This window comes from Sinosporangium album (assembly GCF_900100605.1).
Taxonomy (GTDB): domain Bacteria; phylum Actinomycetota; class Actinomycetes; order Streptosporangiales; family Streptosporangiaceae; genus Sinosporangium; species Sinosporangium album.
In genome coordinates this window covers 260,532-279,125 of sequence record NZ_FNCN01000002.1, presented here as the reverse complement: position 1 = coordinate 279,125, position 18,594 = coordinate 260,532, and the positions used below count along the sequence as shown (strand labels likewise).

General features: G+C 68.1%; 12 protein-coding genes and 1 tRNA gene. 4 read left to right on the top strand and 9 right to left on the bottom strand.

Annotated features, from left to right (window positions below):
- Positions 1-14 precede the first annotated feature (14 nt).
- The 7 genes from BLQ73_RS02930 to BLQ73_RS02900 form a co-directional block, all read right to left on the bottom strand.
- A complete protein-coding gene (locus BLQ73_RS02930; protein ID WP_093167944.1) occupies positions 15-2,042 on the bottom strand; it encodes an MBL fold metallo-hydrolase in 2,028 nt (675 codons plus the stop codon).
- Positions 2,035-8,163 (bottom strand): ATP-binding protein, encoded by a 6,129-nt coding sequence (locus BLQ73_RS02925; RefSeq protein WP_093167942.1) that lies wholly within the window; start codon positions 8,161-8,163, stop codon positions 2,035-2,037. Before BLQ73_RS02925 ends, BLQ73_RS02930 begins: the two co-directional genes overlap by 8 nt.
- Before the next feature lie 271 nt (positions 8,164-8,434).
- A complete protein-coding gene (locus BLQ73_RS32045) occupies positions 8,435-8,770 on the bottom strand; it encodes a hypothetical protein (protein WP_176955235.1) in 336 nt (111 codons plus the stop codon).
- Between the two features lie 72 nt (positions 8,771-8,842).
- On the bottom strand, positions 8,843-9,019 hold the full coding sequence (locus BLQ73_RS33065) for a 2-oxo acid dehydrogenase subunit E2 (protein ID WP_218125588.1): 177 nt from the start codon (positions 9,017-9,019) through the stop codon (positions 8,843-8,845).
- Positions 9,020-9,173: 154 nt separating this feature from the next.
- A tRNA-Ile gene (locus BLQ73_RS02910) sits at positions 9,174-9,247 on the bottom strand.
- A 195-nt stretch (positions 9,248-9,442) separates the two neighbouring features.
- Positions 9,443-10,942 carry a S1 family peptidase gene (locus tag BLQ73_RS02905; RefSeq protein ID WP_093167939.1) on the bottom strand — a complete coding sequence of 500 codons (1,500 nt, stop codon included), beginning with the start codon at positions 10,940-10,942 and terminating at the stop codon, positions 9,443-9,445.
- 85 nt (positions 10,943-11,027) lie between these two features.
- Positions 11,028-11,987: a LysR family transcriptional regulator gene (locus BLQ73_RS02900; RefSeq protein WP_093167937.1), complete on the bottom strand. Its 960-nt coding sequence runs from the start codon at positions 11,985-11,987 to the stop codon at positions 11,028-11,030.
- Positions 11,988-12,131: 144 nt separating this feature from the next.
- Here BLQ73_RS02900 and soxR point away from each other — a divergent pair, with 144 nt between their 5' ends.
- Positions 12,132-12,617, top strand: coding sequence for a redox-sensitive transcriptional activator SoxR (gene soxR / locus BLQ73_RS02895; RefSeq protein ID WP_093167935.1), 486 nt, complete (start codon positions 12,132-12,134; stop codon positions 12,615-12,617).
- An 88-nt stretch (positions 12,618-12,705) separates the two neighbouring features.
- A complete protein-coding gene (locus BLQ73_RS02890; protein ID WP_093167933.1) occupies positions 12,706-14,046 on the top strand; it encodes an AAA family ATPase in 1,341 nt (446 codons plus the stop codon).
- 733 nt (positions 14,047-14,779) lie between these two features.
- Here the strand turns inward: BLQ73_RS02890 and BLQ73_RS02880 are convergent.
- Entirely contained in the window at positions 14,780-15,691 is a 912-nt protein-coding gene (locus BLQ73_RS02880) for a phosphotriesterase family protein (protein ID WP_093167931.1), read from the bottom strand.
- A 193-nt stretch (positions 15,692-15,884) separates the two neighbouring features.
- Between BLQ73_RS02880 and BLQ73_RS02875 the strand changes: the two genes are divergently transcribed.
- The gene (locus tag BLQ73_RS02875) at positions 15,885-16,499 is read left to right on the top strand and encodes a TIGR02611 family protein (RefSeq protein ID WP_245690747.1); all 615 of its coding nucleotides are present in this window, start codon (positions 15,885-15,887) and stop codon (positions 16,497-16,499) included.
- A gap of 29 nt (positions 16,500-16,528) precedes the next feature.
- Here BLQ73_RS02875 and BLQ73_RS02870 read toward each other — a convergent pair whose 3' ends face one another.
- Positions 16,529-17,383 (bottom strand): 1-aminocyclopropane-1-carboxylate deaminase/D-cysteine desulfhydrase, encoded by an 855-nt coding sequence (locus BLQ73_RS02870; RefSeq protein WP_245690746.1) that lies wholly within the window; start codon positions 17,381-17,383, stop codon positions 16,529-16,531.
- A 38-nt stretch (positions 17,384-17,421) separates the two neighbouring features.
- Here BLQ73_RS02870 and galK point away from each other — a divergent pair, with 38 nt between their 5' ends.
- Entirely contained in the window at positions 17,422-18,549 is a 1,128-nt protein-coding gene (gene galK, locus BLQ73_RS02865; RefSeq protein ID WP_093167927.1) for a galactokinase, read from the top strand.
- Positions 18,550-18,594: the final 45 nt, after the last annotated feature.

Here is an 18,594-nt window from a genome sequence, read left to right as displayed (position 1 = left end):
CACCTGCGAACTCGTCACGCCCACGGGCCGGTCGCCGCGAAGCCGTGGCCGCGGATCTGAAGGATCTTGTGGAAATCCCGCTGCCGACGGGAGAGCCCGTGGACCAGCATGACCTGGCGGGCGCCGACCTCGTCGGCGATCTCCAGCAGGCCTCGTTTGTCGGCGTGAGCGGACAGCCGCATCATGTCGATGCGCGCGTTAAGCGGGATGTTCCGTTCGATGCCGTGATCGTTCACGGTCAGGTGGGATGCCTGCTCTTTGACCAGGCGCAGGAGTTTCGCGCCCGCCGACTCCTCGTCCTGGTATCCCGACAGGAAGAGAGCGCTGTGCGGCTCCGGCAGGATTTCCGCCGCCCACTGGATCACCGGGCCTCCCGTGAGCATGCCGGATGTGGTGATCACCACCCCGGAGGTGAACGGCATCGGCTTGCGCATGTCCTGAGCGCGACTGACGTTTCCGCCGAAGATGCGTAGAGGTGACGGGTGCTGTGCGGTGATCCGCTCGAATGACGAGGCGATCGTGGCGGCCATGCCGTCGACCAGCACGGGGATGTGCGGCAGGTGCGTACGCATGATGAGGGCCAGTTCCTGGGCACGGCCCAGGGCGAAGGCCGGGATGAGCACTCTCCCGCCGCCCGCGTAGACCTCCTCCACCGCTCGGACCAGGTCGTTGACCCGTGTCTCCCTCGGGGCGTGGTCTTCGGCGCAGCAGGTGGACTCCATCACGAGGAGATCGGCCTCTCGGGCCGAGCGCGGGATGGCGTAGCCGTCCACGGTCTCCTGACGGAATCCCGAAATGTCGCCCGTCACAACGATCCGCTGACTGCCCGCACGGACCACCACGCCGGCAGCGCCGAGAATGTGGCCGGCGGGGAACAGCTCCACCGTGACATCGCCGATCAGGCACTCCACACCGTAGGGAAGTTCCTCGCACCGACGCGCGGCGGCCTCGACCGAGCCGCGCCGGTAGAGCGCTTCGCCGTACGAACCCCACTGGCGGTGGAGGCGTTCCCGCTCGCCCATGAGCTTCGCCGAGTCTGTCCACATCTGCGGCATCAGCAGCGCGGTCTCCGACGTGGCGATGACGCGTAACTCCGGATAGCGGTCGACCAGCGCAGGGACGTATCCGCAGTGATCGGTATGCGCGTGTGTCACCACCACGGCATGTATCGGTCCGGACAGCGCCTCGTCGATATCACGCGGAGGGAGTGCCGGGTCTCCGGGCCGCAGTCCCGCGTCGACGAGAAGACGGGTCCCGCCCGCCTCGACAAGCAGGCAGGAACCACCGATCTCACTGGCACCGCCCAGCGGGTGAACGCGCAGGCGCCGCTCCTGGACGACCGTCACCCGGGGCCGGGTGGGCCTGGGCGTGATGAGCGTCTGAAGCGCGGTGAGGAAACGCTCGGGGTCGATGCCGGCGGCATGTGCGGCGAGTGCGGCCAAAGGCGCGGGCCGGTCCTGCTGGCCGTGATTGCGCGGGTCCCTTGTCTCCGGACCCTCGTCGTGTTCCTGCGACGGCTGCTGGAGCAGTCCGAGCAGATTGGCGGCCAGGACCCGCGGATCGCGGAGCCGGTCCTGGAGTGCCGAGACCTGCGTGTCGAGCTCATCGACCCGCTTTTCCAACTCCGTGACCGCGTGGCGCGCGGTCTCCAGTGCCGCGGCGGCGTGCTGGTGGCGGCCTTTGGCCGTCTCCAGCCTGCTCTGCAGCTCGTGGACCTTGTTCTGGTACCGCTTGCGCAGAGTGTGCTGCGCGAGGCGCTCCCTGTCGAGTTGCTCGGCAAGCCGCAGGGCCGCACGAACGGTGGCATCGTCGGTTGAGAGGATCAGCGTGGCCAGGGCCTCCACATCCGACCGGTTTCGGGGTGTATGCAGGCGTTCCCGGATCCTGTCGCGCAGCGCGGGGAGCGTGGCCACCGCATCCAGGATCATCTGGCGCCGGTCCGAGACGAACCGGTCCCTGTCGTGCTCCTCCCCCGCCAGCGCCGGACGAGAGAGGAACACCTCCGCCGCTGCCTGGAGGATCGGGAGGAGCGGGTCAGTCATCGGCGAGCGGGCCCATCATCTGGGTGGCCTTCATGAGCACGGGCTCCGGCTGGAGTCTTCCGTCGCTCCGCACGCGCAGCGCCCCGAGGATCCGCAGCACTTCCACCAGGTCGGAGGTCGAGGTGTAGCCCTCCTCGTGGAGTCCGCTCTGCGACAGCGGGTGCGTTTCATCACCCGCGGCGGCCAGGTTCAACCACTCGGCAAGCCCCTCCGGCGTGTCGGATTCGTCGGTCTCGACCAGCGTGCGCCACGCCGTACGGATCACCGTGTCAGTGAGCACCCCGGTCGAGCGGACGAATTCCTCCGGCGCTTGGTCCACGTGCGCCTGGCACGCCTCAAGCGCGTGATCCCGGTCGGCGTTGCCGCCTCTGAGCGCGTGGATCACCTTGCTGATCAGCAGCGGCCACCCACCGGTGATGCGCAGCAGGGCCTCCTGGCTTGGTTCGTCCTGGAACCCGAGCTCCTCCTCGTGCATCCACTGCCGGACGGCCGCCTTGTTGAACGGCTGCAGCTCGATCAGTTCCGCCGTGCTGGTCCAATCTCCGACCTCTCCGGCATCCACGCGCCGACCGGTGGCGAGCCACTCGGACGCATGCTGGGGAGAGGCGATCAGCGTGACCGATAGCGTGCCCTTGGTCTGCATGGAGATGGCCTTCGCGGCGGCCCTGGCCATCATGGTGGCCTTCTTGTACGGCTGCCCGGCCAGGTCGATGATCAGGACATCGTGCTTGGAGCTCTGAACCGCCCGTTGCACCGCGCCTTCCATGGTGAGGCCGCCCGCGCCGACCCGGAGTGTCTGCGCCTGCTTGTGCTGCTCGGCCGCGTCTTCCAGAGCGGTGGCGACCCGATCGATCTGCAGAGCATACGAGCCGGCGACCAGATGCAGCGCGTTGCGCGGGCTGAGAAGCCGCGTGACCTGGCTGCCGGTGAGCGGGGAGCGTTCACCGTGGGTCTTGTAGGCGTAACGATAGGACTGGGCGTCGAAAGAGTCGGGTAGTTCGAAGGAGTCCGCCTGGTCCAGCATGGTCTGAACCTCCTCGGCCCCACCTAGAAGGTTGAGGATGTGGGGCGTGCGCAGGCGGTAGCGCTCACCGTCGGCCGCCAGCACTCCGAGGTTCACACACTCGTCGAGCAGGCTGCGGAAACCGTCGCTTGTGGAGTCGCCGAACCCCCGGGGCCACCACTCCTGGCATTCGCTGCGCAACTCTTTGGCCGTCAGGGTGACATCGGTTCCCATGTCGAGTGCGTGGAAGGCCACCGTGTAGGCGATGACCTTGTAACGCTTGTCCAGGTTCAGGGTCCACTCGAACCGGTCGCGGAACCCGCGGGCCAGCTTGTTGTCGCGCCACACGGCGTCCACGTCTTGGCGCGTGATCTCATAGGGAAGCTTCGCATGCGGCGTGGAGATCCTGCGCAGGCGCGTGAGCAGCGCCGCGGCGAACAACTGGATGAGGGCCGGCGCGTTGTTCGCCTCCGCGATGACCCGGGAGGCCACACGGGCGGGGAACCGGAACCCCAGCGCGGCCAAGGGCTCGGTGAGCAGGTCGTAGGCGTCCTGAGGGTCGAGCGGGCCTACGGCGATCGGCGTGCCCAGGTGGGCCAGCGGCTGGTTGGACAGGCTTTCGAACCGTACGGTCTGGTGCAGGCCGGCGAAGACGACCTTGACGCGATTGTTCGTCTCATTCATGAGGTTGCGCATGGTGATGACGTTGGCGAATGCCTCGTCCCGTGCGTCACGGTTGAGGAATTCGTCGGCCTCGTCGAGCAGGATCAGGAGCTGGCGAGCCGGGTCTCCGTCGATCCAGTCCCGGACCTCGCGGCAGATGTCCGCCGGATCCGATAGGGAGACCACGCTCGTAGGCAGCACACCCGCCTCGACAAGCCTCCCCGCCAGCATCGGCCACAACGCTGTGACCTTGGCGACTTTGCCGATGTTCTGAATGATCTCCGAGATCACCGTGCGGTGGGAATCCGTCTCCCGGACCTTCCGCTCGGCCTTGCGCAGCAATGCGGACTTGCCGAGCTGCCGCCCGCCGTACACGAACGACGACCCGGTGGGGCTGGTGACCTCGCGCAACTGGTCCTGCCGCCCGTAGAACATCTCCTCGGGGACCTCGCCGATCGGCGTATACGGGTTCGCCGCGGTGAACGGCGCCAGCAGCCTCTGCGTCGTCACCCAGTTGGCGTCCGGCACGCAGGCCAAGTACGTGATCGCGGCGTCGTCGAGCACCGCCGCGACCGGTGTCGGCCGTCTGCGGGCGAGCGCGGCCAGCTGGCGGCGCTGCTCGGCGGACAGCACTCCGAAGTAGAAGACGATGACGGTCTGGTCCTCCGGCTGGTCTTTCAGCCACTCCATGACCTGCTGCGGACCGGGCGGCTTCCACACCAGCAGCAACCGGAGCCGGTCACCCGCCGGGCTCATGCGGGAACCGAAGGCGGGCAGGATGGAGTCGCCGATTCTCTGCACCTGGTTCAGCGCGATCCACTGGCGCATCTGTTCGGGGTTGGCGGGCTCCTGGACCCCCTCCAGTCCGATCATTTGCAGGACCGCGGTGAGAGCACTCTTGAGATTCCCCGCGGCCTTCGGCCCCTGCGCCATGCTCTTCCAGTTGCGCAGACCATGCGAGGCCACCCCCCGACGGCCGCGCGGGATCTCGGAAACCGACAGCCCCGCCCCGAGCAGTAGCTCTCTGAGTGCGGGATCCGACACCTCGTTTCCGGTGTGGAGGGCGTCCTTCAGCTTCTGCAGCCACTCGTCGCCTTCGCGTCCGCGCTGACCTCCCTTCCACACGGCCGACATGTCTTCGAAAGCCTGGGGGAAGGCGGGAAAGAACCGTTCCAGGTGATCGACGGTGTCGGAGAGTTCCGGGAGTTCCTTGCCCGCCTTCGCCTGGGCCATGAATTCACGTGCTGTGGTCAGATCGCCGGCCTCGATATAGACCTTGATCCGCTCCTGGACGGCGGCGACGTTCGCATTCTCGGCGCTCAACGTGGTCAGCAGACCAAGCTCCGACGTCATTTCACCGTCGCGAACCTTCAGAGCCTCCCTCTCCAATCCCGCCAGACCATCCGCGATGACATCGAAATCATCCCGGTCGTCGCTGTCGAGCGCCTGGAGCCGGGTGACGAAGCGGGTGGCCATGACCTCCGGCAGCACGCCGTCCCTGCGCCATTCGGCGATGCGGTCATGGAGGTCTTCGACGCGGTCGCTGCGCTCGTGCCTGGCCGCGTCCACCAGTTTGTCGCGGCGGAGCCGCAGGTCCGAGGCCAGCGCGGAATCCTCATACGTCAGCACGGAGAGCAGAGCCCGAGTGCCTTCATGGTCCCCCAGTACGGCCCTCGCTTCGAAGGCGTCCCGCCAGTTCCTGCCGTCCGGCCTGCACAGCGGAGCCAGGTCGTCCAGCGAGGGCTTCACTGCGGGGATGAGAGTGTCGACCGTGAGCCGGACCACCGAAGACAGCAGAAGGTCGCCGTTGAGCACATGTGCGCTAGGCGACTCCGCCCGCTGCGGCCGTCCGCCCTCCAGGAGACGCAGCGTGTCGCCGATCAAAGCCGCCGCGGACGCGGCGGCTGCCGCGACGAGCGGATCGGTGGAGCCGGCCAGCCTCGCGAGCTCGTCATCGCTCCGGCGCCGATTCTGGTTGACGGTCGCACGCAGGTCGGTCAGATGTCTGACCACCCACGCGACGCCTGAGTCATCGACACGGGACGATTCCAGCTCGCGAACGGCCGACACCCACGCGGCGACGACATCCAGCGTCTTGTCGATCTTCGCGATCAACCTCGCCCTGGCCCCGGAGTGGATCCGGCTGCCTCCCCGCCTGGACGCACGTGCCTTGGCCTCCTCGTCGACCAGGCGGTCGATCACGCTCCCCGCCCGAAGTCTGTCCAGCTCCTGCCGTACGTCGTGGACGCGGGAGCCGTCGTCGGCGGCGGCAACGGCCAACAGCCGGCCCGGACCGGAGGAGTCGTTCTGCAGCAGGTTCTTCCACACATCGGTCGCCGGCGCGTATTTGATCGTCTGTGCGGGGCCTTCGCTGAGGACCCTGGAGGCGGCCTCCGACGCCTCGCGGCGCCTGTTCTCCGCCTTCGACGTGTCGTACATCCGGCCGGACAACCCAGGCATCAGATAGGCCCCCGCCTTGGCCAGTTTGCCGAAGCCGTCCCCGTACGCCGCCAATCCGGGATACGAAGAGAAGAACGGCGACAGCTCATCGAGCAATTGGGCCGCCTCAGACGTCGGGTGGACCAAGCACGCACGCAGCGCGGCCGCCCAGGCCAGTAGCTGCCCGGCCGTGTCGTCGCCCAGTGCCCTCATCGACAGGCCGGTGGCCGATTCCGCGAACGCCGCCGACAGCCGACCGGCGAATTCGCTCATCTCAGCGGCGATGGCCGCGCATCTCCGGGCGTTCACTTCGGCGGCCGAACCGCCGGCGGCGTCGCGCACCCAGGCCGCGAGCCCGAAGCGGCTGCTCCGAAGGGCGAAAGCCTCGGCTTCAAGAGCTCCCACAGTGTCGCCGCCGGTGTCGCCGCCGGTGTCGGTGGCAGTGTCGCCAGCGGTGTCGGGGGAAGATTCGGGAGCCGGCGGGGAGACCGGGACCGGGTCGTCTTCTTCGTCTTCCGGAAGGCCCCTTACCACAGGGGTGGGCTCTTCCGGGCGAGCGTGCTTCGCCGTCGGCGGCTCTTCAACGGCCGGTGCTGTGTTCTGCCCCTGCGTGGGCTGCGGGTGCAGTCTCCGCTCGATGAAAGAGTCAAGGTCTGCCAGCCCGTCGTCCAGCTTCGGGGAAGGCGCCGGCTCTGGTGGCCTGTTCACCGACGAGGAGGGCTCGACGGGGTCGTCGGCTGGGGCAGGAACGGTTACCGCGGCCATCGTGGGTTCAGCCGTACTCGGCTCGCGCACCGGCACCGGCACATCTTCGCCATCGATCACGATCAGCCGCCGATGCGCGGCGGTCGCCAACGGCAGCCACCTCTGCGGTGCCAGTTCGCGGAAGCGCTGCTCGGCCTCGTAAATCTGCAGGAAACCATCGGGATCGTCGGCCAATTCGATGAGATCCGCCAACGGTTCCAAGGAGGGTGACTCGGTGAGCGCGGCTTCACGGACTTCCTGGAGAAGCGCTTCAATGAAGGCAGGTCCGCTGATGCGCGCCAACGACCGGATCTTCCGGCGCCGGGAGTCGGCGAAGTCAAGCCGGTCGATAGCCCGCTGGAAGGCATCCACCGTCACGGCCGTCACCGTCACCGTATCCACAGCCACGGCATCCACAGCCACCGCATCCACAACCACGGTGTCCACTGCCACGTCGGAAATCGACTGCCGAGATTCCAGCCGGCCCCGCAGATCGTCGAAATCCCGGATTCCACACAACACGGTTTCGACATCCTGGTCGAGTGGTCGCTCACCGTCTTTCAGCGCCTGCCGGATGCGTCCGGCCGCCTCCGCCGCCGCCGGCAGCGTCGCACGTAACCGGTCGAGGTCCTCGCGCAGTTTCTCGATGGAAAGACGGCCGGTGCCGGTATCGGCTCCGCCGGCGTTCACCGCGGGTTCGTCATTCACGATGTCGTCGTCCGGTGCGGAAGGGGGCGACAATACGGCATCGCGCAACTCCTGCAGCGTGACCGGCAGCTCGGGAAGGCCCGGATACAGGTCGCGCAGTTCCCTCCAGCCCTCCCGCACAGCCGCTCCGGCCTCCGGGCCCATGCGTTCCGCGGACCCGACGAGCAGGGCGAGCGCCAGCGGAGAAAGAGCCAGGTCATGCTGGTAGATGTCGGCCAGTATGAGGTCGATGAAAGCCTCGTCGACATGAGCGGTGGCCACCAGCAACTGCGCCAGGAGATGCGTTCGAGGCAGCATGCCGGGGGCCTTGTCGCGGTGGAACAGCTTGATGCACTCTTCCGTGGACAGCCCATCGTGGTTTTCGAAGGCGGGCTTGAAGTACGAGCTCAGCGCGCAGATGAGCGAGGCCCTGCGCTTGCTGTCGTTCCCTTTGAGCACCCGTGCCAGTGCGGTCGCCGCTGAGCCGCTCACGGAGCGCGGGTTGGAAAGCCCGATATGACTCCAGATCACCTTGCGCAGCTCAGAGGGATATGTACGGACCGTAATGAGGTCGGCATCGGTCATTCTGGATATCGCATCCGATACGATCAGGGCCGCCTTCTGGAACGAGCCGAGACTGCGGACACGCCCCAGCGGCCCAGAACGCCCAGATTCACCCTTTTCCACGCGACGATGCGCCATTTGTCCACCCAGCCTTTCGCTCGCTGCCGCAGACAATAAGCCCCGAAAGCCTTGACTTCAGGGAAACACCCAATTGTTATCTACCTTCCAGCCTATTACCTGGAACGACGATGGACAATTAGCAATGAACGACCACACACGCATCAGAAGTGCCTTACAAACCCGCCCGGGGCAACCCATCCCCCTCCGGCGCGCCGACCGTCCTCAACGCCCCCGATAGGGCCGTCGTTTTCCAACGCGCCAGATCGATAAGGTACGCCGATGTGAAACGGCGTGGACGTGGATTAGAGACGTCCGCAATCGATGTCCTGGCGGTGACCCTCCCCGACAGAGAGCGCGTCCAGCCAGGAGTGACGGCCATCAGAGCCGCGGCCGACGCGACGACGACGCCCACCGACGGCGCGACCTGCGGCCAGGACGAGCCCGGCAGGCTGCCCAGCAGCCAGAACAGCACCGACTGCGTCGCATTCAGGTCGTCGGTGAAGAACACCAGGAAACTCGACACCGAGGGGAGACGCCGACACCTCGGCGTCGTCTTCCTGAGGCGGCGATACGATCCGGGTCACGCCAGGATCCGCAGTGGATGTTCGAGCAGCCCGGCGAGGGTGGCGAGGAACTGCGCGGCCAGGGCGCCATCGATGATCCGATGGTCGGCGTTGATCGTGTATCGCTCGAAGCGCTGCGCCGCCTGGGGCTCGATGGCGACGTGGCATCGAGTTGAGGTGCGGCCCCACCTCACGCGGCGAAGGCGGCCGTCGCGTTGATCCCACGGGCGTCCCGCGATGCATGAGTGAACCGAATGGTCTGCCAATGGTCTGCCATGACCTTGAAATCGGACGACTCGGCCATGGACGACCTGCTCGACGATCAAGGGATCGCCTGGTCTAACAGGGTAGGGCGGGTGGGACTTGAACCCACGACCGACGGATTATGAGTCCGCTGCTCTGACCGGCTGAGCTACCGCCCCTGGGGGTGTGCCTGGGCCACGGCTGTGTCACCGTGCATGACGGGAGCATAGTCGCCGTGAGGCGTGTCCCGCGCGTAGACGACAGGATAGATCACTTGAACGTGGCAGCCGACAGCCCGGCGGGTGCCGGGCGTGGATGGGCGCCGCCGCCCCGATGAAGGGCGGCGGCGCCGGGATGGGCTGGCCGTGGGGGGCTTACGGCCGGTTGATGCCCAGGGTGTAGGTGCCGGAGCCGCTGTAGGCGTGGACGCGGTAGCGGTATGTGCCGGGTGCGCCGTTGTAGCTGATGGTCTCGTCAGGGTTGGGGCTGTTGCTGGTGGCGACGGTGGTCCAAGTGTTGCCGTTGAGCCTCTGGAGGTAGAGGTCGAAGTCGACGCCGGCGGGACCGTCGAGGCAGGCGGCGTGGGTGCCGGAGACGGTGGTGGTATAGGAGCCGCCGGTCGGCTGGTAGACGTTCTGGTTGGCCGTCAGGGAGCCGTTGTACTGGTTCTGGTAGTTCGCGCAGCCCTGGGGCGGCGGGTTGCCGGTGTTGGTCACCAGGGTGAGGCCGTACACGCTGAGGATCTCGTTGACCGGCTGGAAGTAGGTGGTGCCGCCGACGGAGCAGTTGCCGGATCCGCCGGAGGTGACGCCCTGAGCCTGGTTGCCAGAGATGTAGGAGCCGCCGGAGTCGCCGCCTTCGGCGCAGGCGCTGGTGCGGGTGACGCCGGTGATGGTGCCTTCGGGGTAGGTCACGCTGGTGTTGCGCTGCTGGATGGTGCCGCAGCGCCACTGGGTGGTCGATCCGGACCGGCAGACGGAGGCGCCTTCGATCTGCTCCTGCGATCCGGCGACGGCGATCTCTCCGGCGCTGTAGCCGTTCACGACGCCGCGCGGGGTCCACTGCGAGTTGACGGAGACCCAGGCGTAGTCGTTGCCGGGGAAGGACGACCCTTCGAAGGTGCCCTGGGCGACCCGGTTGAAGCCTTGGGTGGTGTTGCCGACGTCGCCGCAGTGGCCGGCGGTCACGAAGCCGGGCGTGCTGCCGCGGGTGACGGAGAAGCCGACGGAGCAGCGGTAGGGGCCGATGTAGTAGGCGTCCCCGCCTCGGACGTCGTTGTACGCCTTCGGCTGCTCGTCGGACTTCACGACGCGTACGGCTGACGTGTCGACGCCGCTCGCCGCGACGAACGCGTCGCCCGCGGCGGTGTCTTGGGCGAGGACGACGACGCTGTTGCTCTGGACGTCGACGTACCACACGGGCGCCTCGACGCTGGCGTGTTCGGCCGCGGCGTCGAGACCTTCCTTGACCTTGGTGAGGTCGCGGAGGCTCCGCTGGACGACCTTGGCCTGCGCACCGGCCTTGGTGATGGTGGCGGTGTCGGCGGGGTCGACGGTGGCCACGACGAGGGTGCCGGTCTTGCCGGTCAGCCATGATCCGGCGAAGTCGCCTTTGATCTTCTTGCGGAGCGTGGGCTCGGTACGGCTTGCGCGTCCTTCGTTGAGCAGTCGCGTGGCGGCCTGCTCGGCGTTGAGGCCGAGGTCGCGCTGCATGGCGCTGATCACGCCGGGTGGGGGCTTGGCCGCGGCCGCCTGGGCGAGGGAGTCCGCCTGGGCGGCCGGGTCGGCCGGTGCGGCGGCGGCGGGGGTGGCCGCCAGGGCGAGGGCGGCGATCGCGGTGGTGATTCCCGCAACCATGGCGCGTCTGCGGAGCATGCTGTCTCCTCGCTATCGGGGGGTGCCGTCACCGTAACGGCGGCCCCCCGACGCGCGGAGCTATCATTTCGCCCCTATCGTCGCGTTATGGTGCTGTCCCAAATTCAGGATTACGGACAAGCCAATCCAGGTACCGGGGACTTCGCTGTACCGCGTCGTGGTGGGCGGCCTTGGCGTGTTCGGCGATCAGAGGAGCAGCGAGCGCTGCGCGCCCCTCCGGGTGGTAACCGAGGAGGTGGCGCCAGTGCAGCGGCGCTCCCACGAGCGGCAGCATGACGAGGCCGGGTGTGAGGGCGAAGGGCGCCTGGCAGAGTACGGCGGCGCGCCCGACCTGGGCGAGGTGAACACATGTCGCGACATCCGTCTCGTAGATGGTCTGCGGTGTGAAACCGGCCCGGGCGCAGGCCGCGGCGAAGCAGTCGGCGAAGCAGCCGTCCCCCGGTGTGAGGGCCCACTGCTCGTCCGCCAACTCCGACAGATCCACTTCCTTTCTCTCGGCCAGCGGATGCTCCTCCCCGAGCAGGACGAACACCGGGTCCACCGCGACGTTCATCCAGTTCACCGGGTCCCCCGCCGGCGGTCTGCTGTCGCCGCACGAGCCGACGAGCACGAAGTCGAGCCTGCCCGTGGCGACCATGGAGGTGAGGTCGACCGCGGACCATGACGTGTGGGTGCGCACCGGGGTGGCGGGGTGTGTATTGGCCAGGCGGTCGACGACGCCGCCCAGGATCGGGCCGTTGGTGGCCCCGAGTCTGTAGCTCGGCATGTCACCGACGGTGTTGGCGAATCGTACGGCTTCCTCCTGGAGTTCCCGCGCCGCGGGCAGCAGCACCCGCGCGCGGGTCAGGACAAGTTCTCCCAAAGGTGTGGGCCGCGCCCCGTTGCGGTCCCGTTCGAACAAGGAGCCCCCGAGTGTGCGCTCGATGCGCTTGAGCTGAGCGGTCAGCGCCGGTTGCGCAAGTCCGAGCAGGGTCGCCGCCTTACTGACGCTTCCGGCGTCGGCGACCGCGCTCACGATCTTGAGGTGGCGGAACTCCAGATCCATAAATGGACCGTAGGGTTCGCGTTGAGAGAGCCGCAATCCACTTGAGTCAGGAAATATAACGAGTACGGTTAGATCGTTCCTAGGTGCGGGTTTGGTCAACATCGATTGACCGCTTTGGGTCATCTGGGCATTAGAGTCGACCGTGTGCCGCAGACCAATGAGTTGACCGTCGGCGAACTCGCCGCCCGCAGCGGCGTGGCCGTGTCAGCCTTGCACTTCTACGAGGCCAAAGGCCTGATCAGCAGCCGCCGTACGGCGGGCAACCAGCGCCGCTACGCCCGGGACACCCTGCGCCGCGTCGCCTTCATCCGCGTGTCCCAGCGGGTGGGCATCCCCCTCAAAGCCATCGAAGCGGCCCTGGCCACCTTGCCCGAGGGCCGTACGCCCACCCGCAAAGACTGGGCCGTCCTCTCCGCCTCCTGGCGCACCGAGCTCGACGAACGCATCGACCAACTGCTCAGACTCCGCGACGACCTGGAAGACTGCATCGGCTGCGGCTGCCTCTCCCTCAGCCGCTGCGCCCTCGCCAACCCGCAGGACGTCTTGTCCACCGAAGGCCCCGGCCCCCGCCGCATCCTCACCCCCGCCGCCCGCGAATCCTCCTCCTGCCGCGGCGACTGCGACGCCTGACGAACGCGGGAACAAGGGAGCACGATAGGGCCTTCGCCATGGCCCTATCGTTCAAGGTGAACGGCAGGACCACGGACGGGAGCCGACGATGTACATCGCCGAGATCAAGATCTCGGGCGTACGCGGCTTTTACGGCGGACGCAGTGTGGATCTCCAGCTGACCCGACCGGAGGGCACCCAGGCCGGCTGGACAGTTCTCGCCGGTCGCAACGGGTCAGGCAAAAGCACGCTCCTCCGCGCCGCCGCATTGGCGGCGGCAGGGCCTTCCGTCGCCCGGAGCCTGGTGCCCGCGTTCGACGGCTGGCTCTCCCACGGCAGACAGCAAGGTTTCGTCGAAGCGGCCGTCGTGCCGGACAGGAAGTGGGACGAGTTCACCGGCCGCGGCCGCGTGTCGAAGGACAAGGCGTTCCCCGCTCGTCTGACGTGGACTCGCGAGCGTTTTGAAGACTCGGGAAGACACGCCCCTCATCCGAGCCTGCACAGTGAAGGGACCACCGCCGCCCGGGGCCCCTGGGCGGACAATCCGCAGGGGTGGTTCTTCGCGGGATACGGACCGTTCAGAAGATTGGTGGGCGGCTCCAGCGATGCCCAGCGCCTCATGCTGGCCGGCGGGCCCGTATCCCGCCTGGCCGGCCTGTTCCACGAGGACGCCTCCCTCGCCGAAAGCGTCACGTGGCTGATAGATCTGCACCTTCGGCGACTCGAAGGGAGGCCGGGAGCCGCCGAACTCCTGAGCTTCGTCATCGACCTTCTCAACGACGGCCTGCTTCCTGACGGTTTCCAGATCGAATGCGTTGACCGCGACGGCCTATGGGTCACTCGTGACGGGCAGACGATTTCCCTTCGCGAGATGAGCGACGGCTACCGCACCGTGACAGCTCTCGTCCTGGATCTGGTCCGGCAGCTCAACGAGACCTACACCTCCGTCTTCGGAGACTGGCCCACCGAAGGCAAGGCCCGGGTCTTCGCCCCGGGTGTGGTTCTGATCGATGAGATCGACGCTCATCTCCACGTGAGCTGGCAGAAGAAGATCGGAGGATGGCTCAAGGAGCACTTCCCCGCCATCCAGTTCATCGTGAGCTCCCACAGTCCTTATATCTGCCAGAGCGCCGATCCGGGCGGCCTGATCAGGCTGCCCGGCGTCGATGAGGAAACCCCACCCCGCGTCGTCGACGAGGACCTTTACGAGAGGGTCGTGTACGGAAGCGGTGACGACGCCTTGCTCAGCGATCTGTTCGGCGTGGATTCTCCGTACTCCGACCGCGCGGAAGATCTCCGCCGCCGACTCACGCGCCTAGAGCGCGCCGTCCTTCGAGGCCAGGCGACCGCCGAAGAACTGGCGGATTACAAGGGACTCCGTGACAAGCTCACAAGCTCCCTCTCCGCGCGGGTTGACGAAGTGACGGCGCGGATCGCCGATATCCCGTGATCCGCCTCAGCCGACCCGTGCTCCCCGAAGGACTTGGCCGACGACTCGGTGTCCACACCGACAGACTCCGCACCGCCCTGAGTGGATGTCCTGCGGACGGAACCGCCAAGGCACGTACCTCGTGGAAATCCGCGAAATCCACTCGCAAGGAACTGACCGGCGTTCTCTCCGGCATGGCCGCAGGCATCAGCCGCTGTATGTACTGCGGCGACAACCTCGGCACAGACATCGACCACTTCGAACCTCTCATAGAGGTTCCCCTCCGACTGGCCTAACCACCTGCTGGCAGGTTCGCACTGCAACAGCAACCACAAGCGAGAGCGGTTTCCTCGGGACCCGAACGGCCTTCCGCTGCTCATCGACCCCTCGGCCGAGGATCCCTACGATCACCTTGAACTTGTTCTGAGCACCGGGATCTACGAGCATCTCACCGCGAGAGGTGAGTGCACCATCGCGGTGTTCGGCCTCAACCGTTCGACCCTTGTACGCGGGCGGGCCCTTGCCTTTGTTCGCACGGTTTCCGTGCTCCGGGACTGGCGTCGTCTCGTGGAGTCCGGTGACGCCGCCCAAGCCGGAGAAGTCGCCCTAGCCCTCGCCGAACAGCCTTTCACGGACGTGCTTTCCGCCATGCGGCGCTACCGTGATCTTCCCAACGCGAGCGTGATCATGCGCGGTGCAGAGGTCGTCGAGGCCTTGGCCGACCCTCGGCTCGGATCCGGGTCGCGGACCAGGGTCACTGGGCGGAGGTGAGCCAGGCCAGGGGGTTGGTGTGGGTGATGGCGCGGACGGCGGCGTCGTCGGCGCCGGCGCGGCGGAGTGCGGGGAGGAGGTCGCGCAGGCAGTGGCCGTAGCCGGGGCCGTCGTATTTGCGGAGCTGGGCCACTCGGGAGAGGCCGGTGCTGACGAGCAGGCGGTCGGTGTGGCCTTCGTCCATGAGGGTGCAGGCGATGCGTACGGCGTGGTCCAGGGGAAGGTCGAGCGTGTTGAGGGTGATGTAGGCGCCGGTTCCGGCGATCTTGCGGAGGACGGCGGGGTCGGGGCCGGTCACGGCGACCGCGATGCGCCGGCCGGGGAGGTCTTCGCCGAGGAGGATTTCGAGGACGGTGAAGCCGCCGCCGCCACATGCGGAGACGGGCAGGCCGGTGGTGCGGGAGGCACGGGCCGCGGCGATGAGGGCGCGTTCTTCGGCGGGGGTGGGTTCGGCGCCCCAGGTGCCGACTTTGCCGATGACACCAGGGATGACGTTGGTGCCGTCGAGGCCGGAGAAGATCTCCGTGAGAAGGTGGTCGGTCAGGGCTCCGATGTCGGAGGTCTTGCACATCTCGCCGGTGAACGGCTCGGTGAACAGGCCGGTGGCGGCGACGACGGCGACGTGGGAGGCCGCGGCGACGCGGGTGAGGGAGATGGCGTCGCGTCCCATGCCGAGGCAGGTCTGTTCGACGACCAGGCCGAGGTTCTGGGTGTCGCGGAGCGTGCGGAGCTCGTCGGTGACGGCCTGTTCTTCGTCGAGCCACCGCGCGGGGTCGGACTCGACGCGCACTCCCCAGCGGAGGTCGACCCGCAGGTGCTCGTGCGGGAGGACGGTGCCGTTGATCCCGGAGGCGGGGACGGGACCGGCGACCGTGCGGATAAGGGGCTCACGCATGAACGGACATTAGCCGAGAATTACTGTGAAAGTGACACTAGAGCTTAAAATTTTGCCTTGTTAATACGCTGTGTCACCTTGCCGAGCCGGAATCGATGGCGTACGCAAAGACACCCCCGACGCCTTCGGTCGAGCGTCGATCGCGGCCCGGCCGCCTATCCTGGAAACCACATCGACAGCCAGGGGGACGCTTGTGTCCATTTCCAAGGGCGCACACGGCCCGGGGCGCCGCGACGAGGTCAGCGGCCGAAACACGCAGAGCGACGACGGCGCCGCCCTTGACGCGGGGAGCACCGCCGAGAGTGCGGACGGCGTGAGCCCGCCGGGCGAGCGCCCCGGCCAGAAGCCCGATCGCGAGCCCGCGCGGCAGGGCGTGACGTTCACGACCGGAGACGTCAAGGATCTCAAACACGAGGGCGTGCGGCGCACCGGCCTGCACGGGTGGCTCGACGGCATCCGCGCCACCCGCACGGGGCGGCTCACGCTCAAGATCGCGATCGGCACGATCGGCGCGATCCTCGTGATCGGCGGCCTGATCCTCGTCCCCTTCCCGGGTCCCGGGTGGCTGATCGTCTTCGCCGGGCTCGCCGTGCTGGCGACCGAGTTCCACTGGGCGCACAAGCTGCTCGACTTCGGCAAGAGGACCCTCGCCGCCTGGACGGAATGGCTCAAGCGGCAGGGCTGGGCGGTGCGCATCCTCGTGGTCGGGGTGACCCTGCTGGCGATGGGCGTCATCATCTGGACCGCGATCAAGCTAAGCACCGGCATCGACCTGCTGGTCGAGGGACGCAAGCTGCTGTTCGATTAGCGGGGCCCGAGCCGGAAATCAGCCGGGGATCAACTGGGGAAGGGCGCCCCGGTGACGACCGCGGCGATGCGGGTGCCCGGGCTGAAACGCCCCTCCCGCACCATGGCGAAGATCCCGGCCAGCATCTTGGCGACGTAGATCCGCTCGACCGGCACGCCGTGGCGCGCCTCGAAGTCCGCGGCGAACCCCTCAAGCTCGGCGGGACATCGGGCATACCCCCCGAAGTGGTAGTCGAGCTCGATCGTCCAGTCGTCCTTCACGCGGCCGATCGCCTCCCGCTGCAGGCGGGCCACCTCGTCCCGCAGGAAGGCGCCCCCCTTGAGTACGGCGAAGCCGACCGCGCGCCGCGCTCCCGTCAACCCGGCGGAGATGCCCGCGAGCGTGCCCCCGGTGCCGACGGGACAGCAGATGACGTCGGCCAGGTCGCCGATCTCCTCGGCGATCGCGGCGCAGCCGACGACGGCGGCGGCGTTGCCGGCGCCTTCGGGAAGCAGGTGGAAGGGCCCCCAGCGGGCCCGGAGGGCGTCGATCACCGGCTGGGTGTGCTTGAGGCGATACGTCGTCCGATCGAGATATGTCAGCCGCATCCCGCACGCCACGGCGTGAGCCAGGGTGGGGTTCAGCGGACGGTGCTCCTCCCCGCGGATCACGCCGATCGTCTCGAACCCCAGCAGGTGCCCCGCGGAGGCGACGGCGCGGATCAGGTTGGAGTGCGCCCCGCCGAAGGCCAGGACGCGTTCGTGCCCCAGGTTGCCGCTGAGCTTGCGCCACTTGTTGCCGGTCACCTGGGCGTGGATGAGGTCGTCCCGCTTCAGGAGCAGCCTCACGCCCGGAAGACGCCGGTCCTCGATCTCCATCAGGGGTGACGGCAGTCGGGGTTCCACTCCGGCAGGCTAACCTACCTGCGACCCAAGGAGTTCCGATGAGCATTGGCGAGGTCTTCCTCGCGACCTACGGTCGCGCCCACGAGCTGGCGTGGCGTGCCCCGGGCCGGGCCAACCTGATCGGCGAGCACACCGACCACAGCGGCGGCCTGGCGTTGCCGTTCGCGCTGCCCTGGGGCGTCACCGTGGCCGCGGCGCGCAACGCCGTCGGCACGGTGCGGCTGCGTTCGCTGCAGCGGGACGTCCCGACCGGCCCGCGCACACTGCGGGCCGACGACCAGGGCAGCGGCTGGGAGCGCTACGTCACGGGGGTGTTCTGGGCGCTGCGCGCGGCGGGCCACGAGGTGGGCGGAGCCGATCTGCTGATCGACGGCGATGTGCCCGCGGGCGCCGGGCTGGGGTCCAGCGCGGCCCTGGAGGTGGCCGTGGCGTGCGCCCTCAACGAGCTGTACGGCTTGGGCCTGGCCGATCGCGACCTGGTCGAGGTGGCCCGCGCCGCCGAGAACGAGGTGGCCGGGGTGCCGTGCGGGATGCTCGACCAGGCGGCCTCGACGCTCTGCCGCGAGGGCCACGCCCTGTTCCTCGACTGCGCGAGCGGCGGGGGCAGAAACGTTCCGCTGCGCCCCTCCGACCACGGCCTCACCCTGCTGATCATCGACACGGGGGTCCGCCGCGAGCTGAGCGACGGCCGTTACGCGCGGCGCAGGGCCGAGTGCGAGGACGCCGCCCGGCTGCTCGGCGTGGAGTCGCTGCGCGAGGTGGAGGACCTGGCGGGGTCTCTGGCGACGTTGAACGCGACCCTGGCGGCCCGCGTGCGCCACGTGGTGACGGAGAACCACCGGGTGGAGGCCGCTGTGGGCCTGCTGCGGGCGGGCGCGGTGGCCGATCTGGGGGCGCTGCTGAACGCCACGCACCTGTCGCTGCGCGACCAGTTCGAGGTGTCCTGCCCGGAGCTGGATGCCGCAGTGGAGGCCGCGGTCCGGGGCGGGGCGCGCGGGGCCCGCATGCTGGGCGGCGGCTTCGGCGGGTCGGCCTTGGCGCTGGTTCCGGACGACCGGGTGGCGACCGTACGGCAGGCCGTCGGCGCCGCGTTCGACGAACGCGGGTGGGGCACGCCGCGTTTCCTTCCGGCGGTGCCCTCGGCGGGCGCCCGCAAGGTGGACTAGCAGGGCGTGGAGTGAGCACGTGGTGCCCGCCCCACACGGAGGGCG

Coding starts and splice junctions, on each gene's coding strand:
- BLQ73_RS02930 (WP_093167944.1), bottom strand. CDS start 2,042: ATGACTGACCCGCTCCTCCCGATCCTCCAGGCAGCGGCGGAGGTGTTC.
- BLQ73_RS02925 (WP_093167942.1), bottom strand. CDS start 8,163: ATGACCGATGCCGACCTCATTACGGTCCGTACATATCCCTCTGAGCTG.
- BLQ73_RS02905 (WP_093167939.1), bottom strand. CDS start 10,942: ATGCTCCGCAGACGCGCCATGGTTGCGGGAATCACCACCGCGATCGCC.
- BLQ73_RS02900 (WP_093167937.1), bottom strand. CDS start 11,987: ATGGATCTGGAGTTCCGCCACCTCAAGATCGTGAGCGCGGTCGCCGAC.
- BLQ73_RS02890 (WP_093167933.1), top strand. CDS start 12,706: ATGTACATCGCCGAGATCAAGATCTCGGGCGTACGCGGCTTTTACGGC.
- BLQ73_RS02880 (WP_093167931.1), bottom strand. CDS start 15,691: ATGCGTGAGCCCCTTATCCGCACGGTCGCCGGTCCCGTCCCCGCCTCC.
- galK (WP_093167927.1), top strand. CDS start 17,422: ATGAGCATTGGCGAGGTCTTCCTCGCGACCTACGGTCGCGCCCACGAG.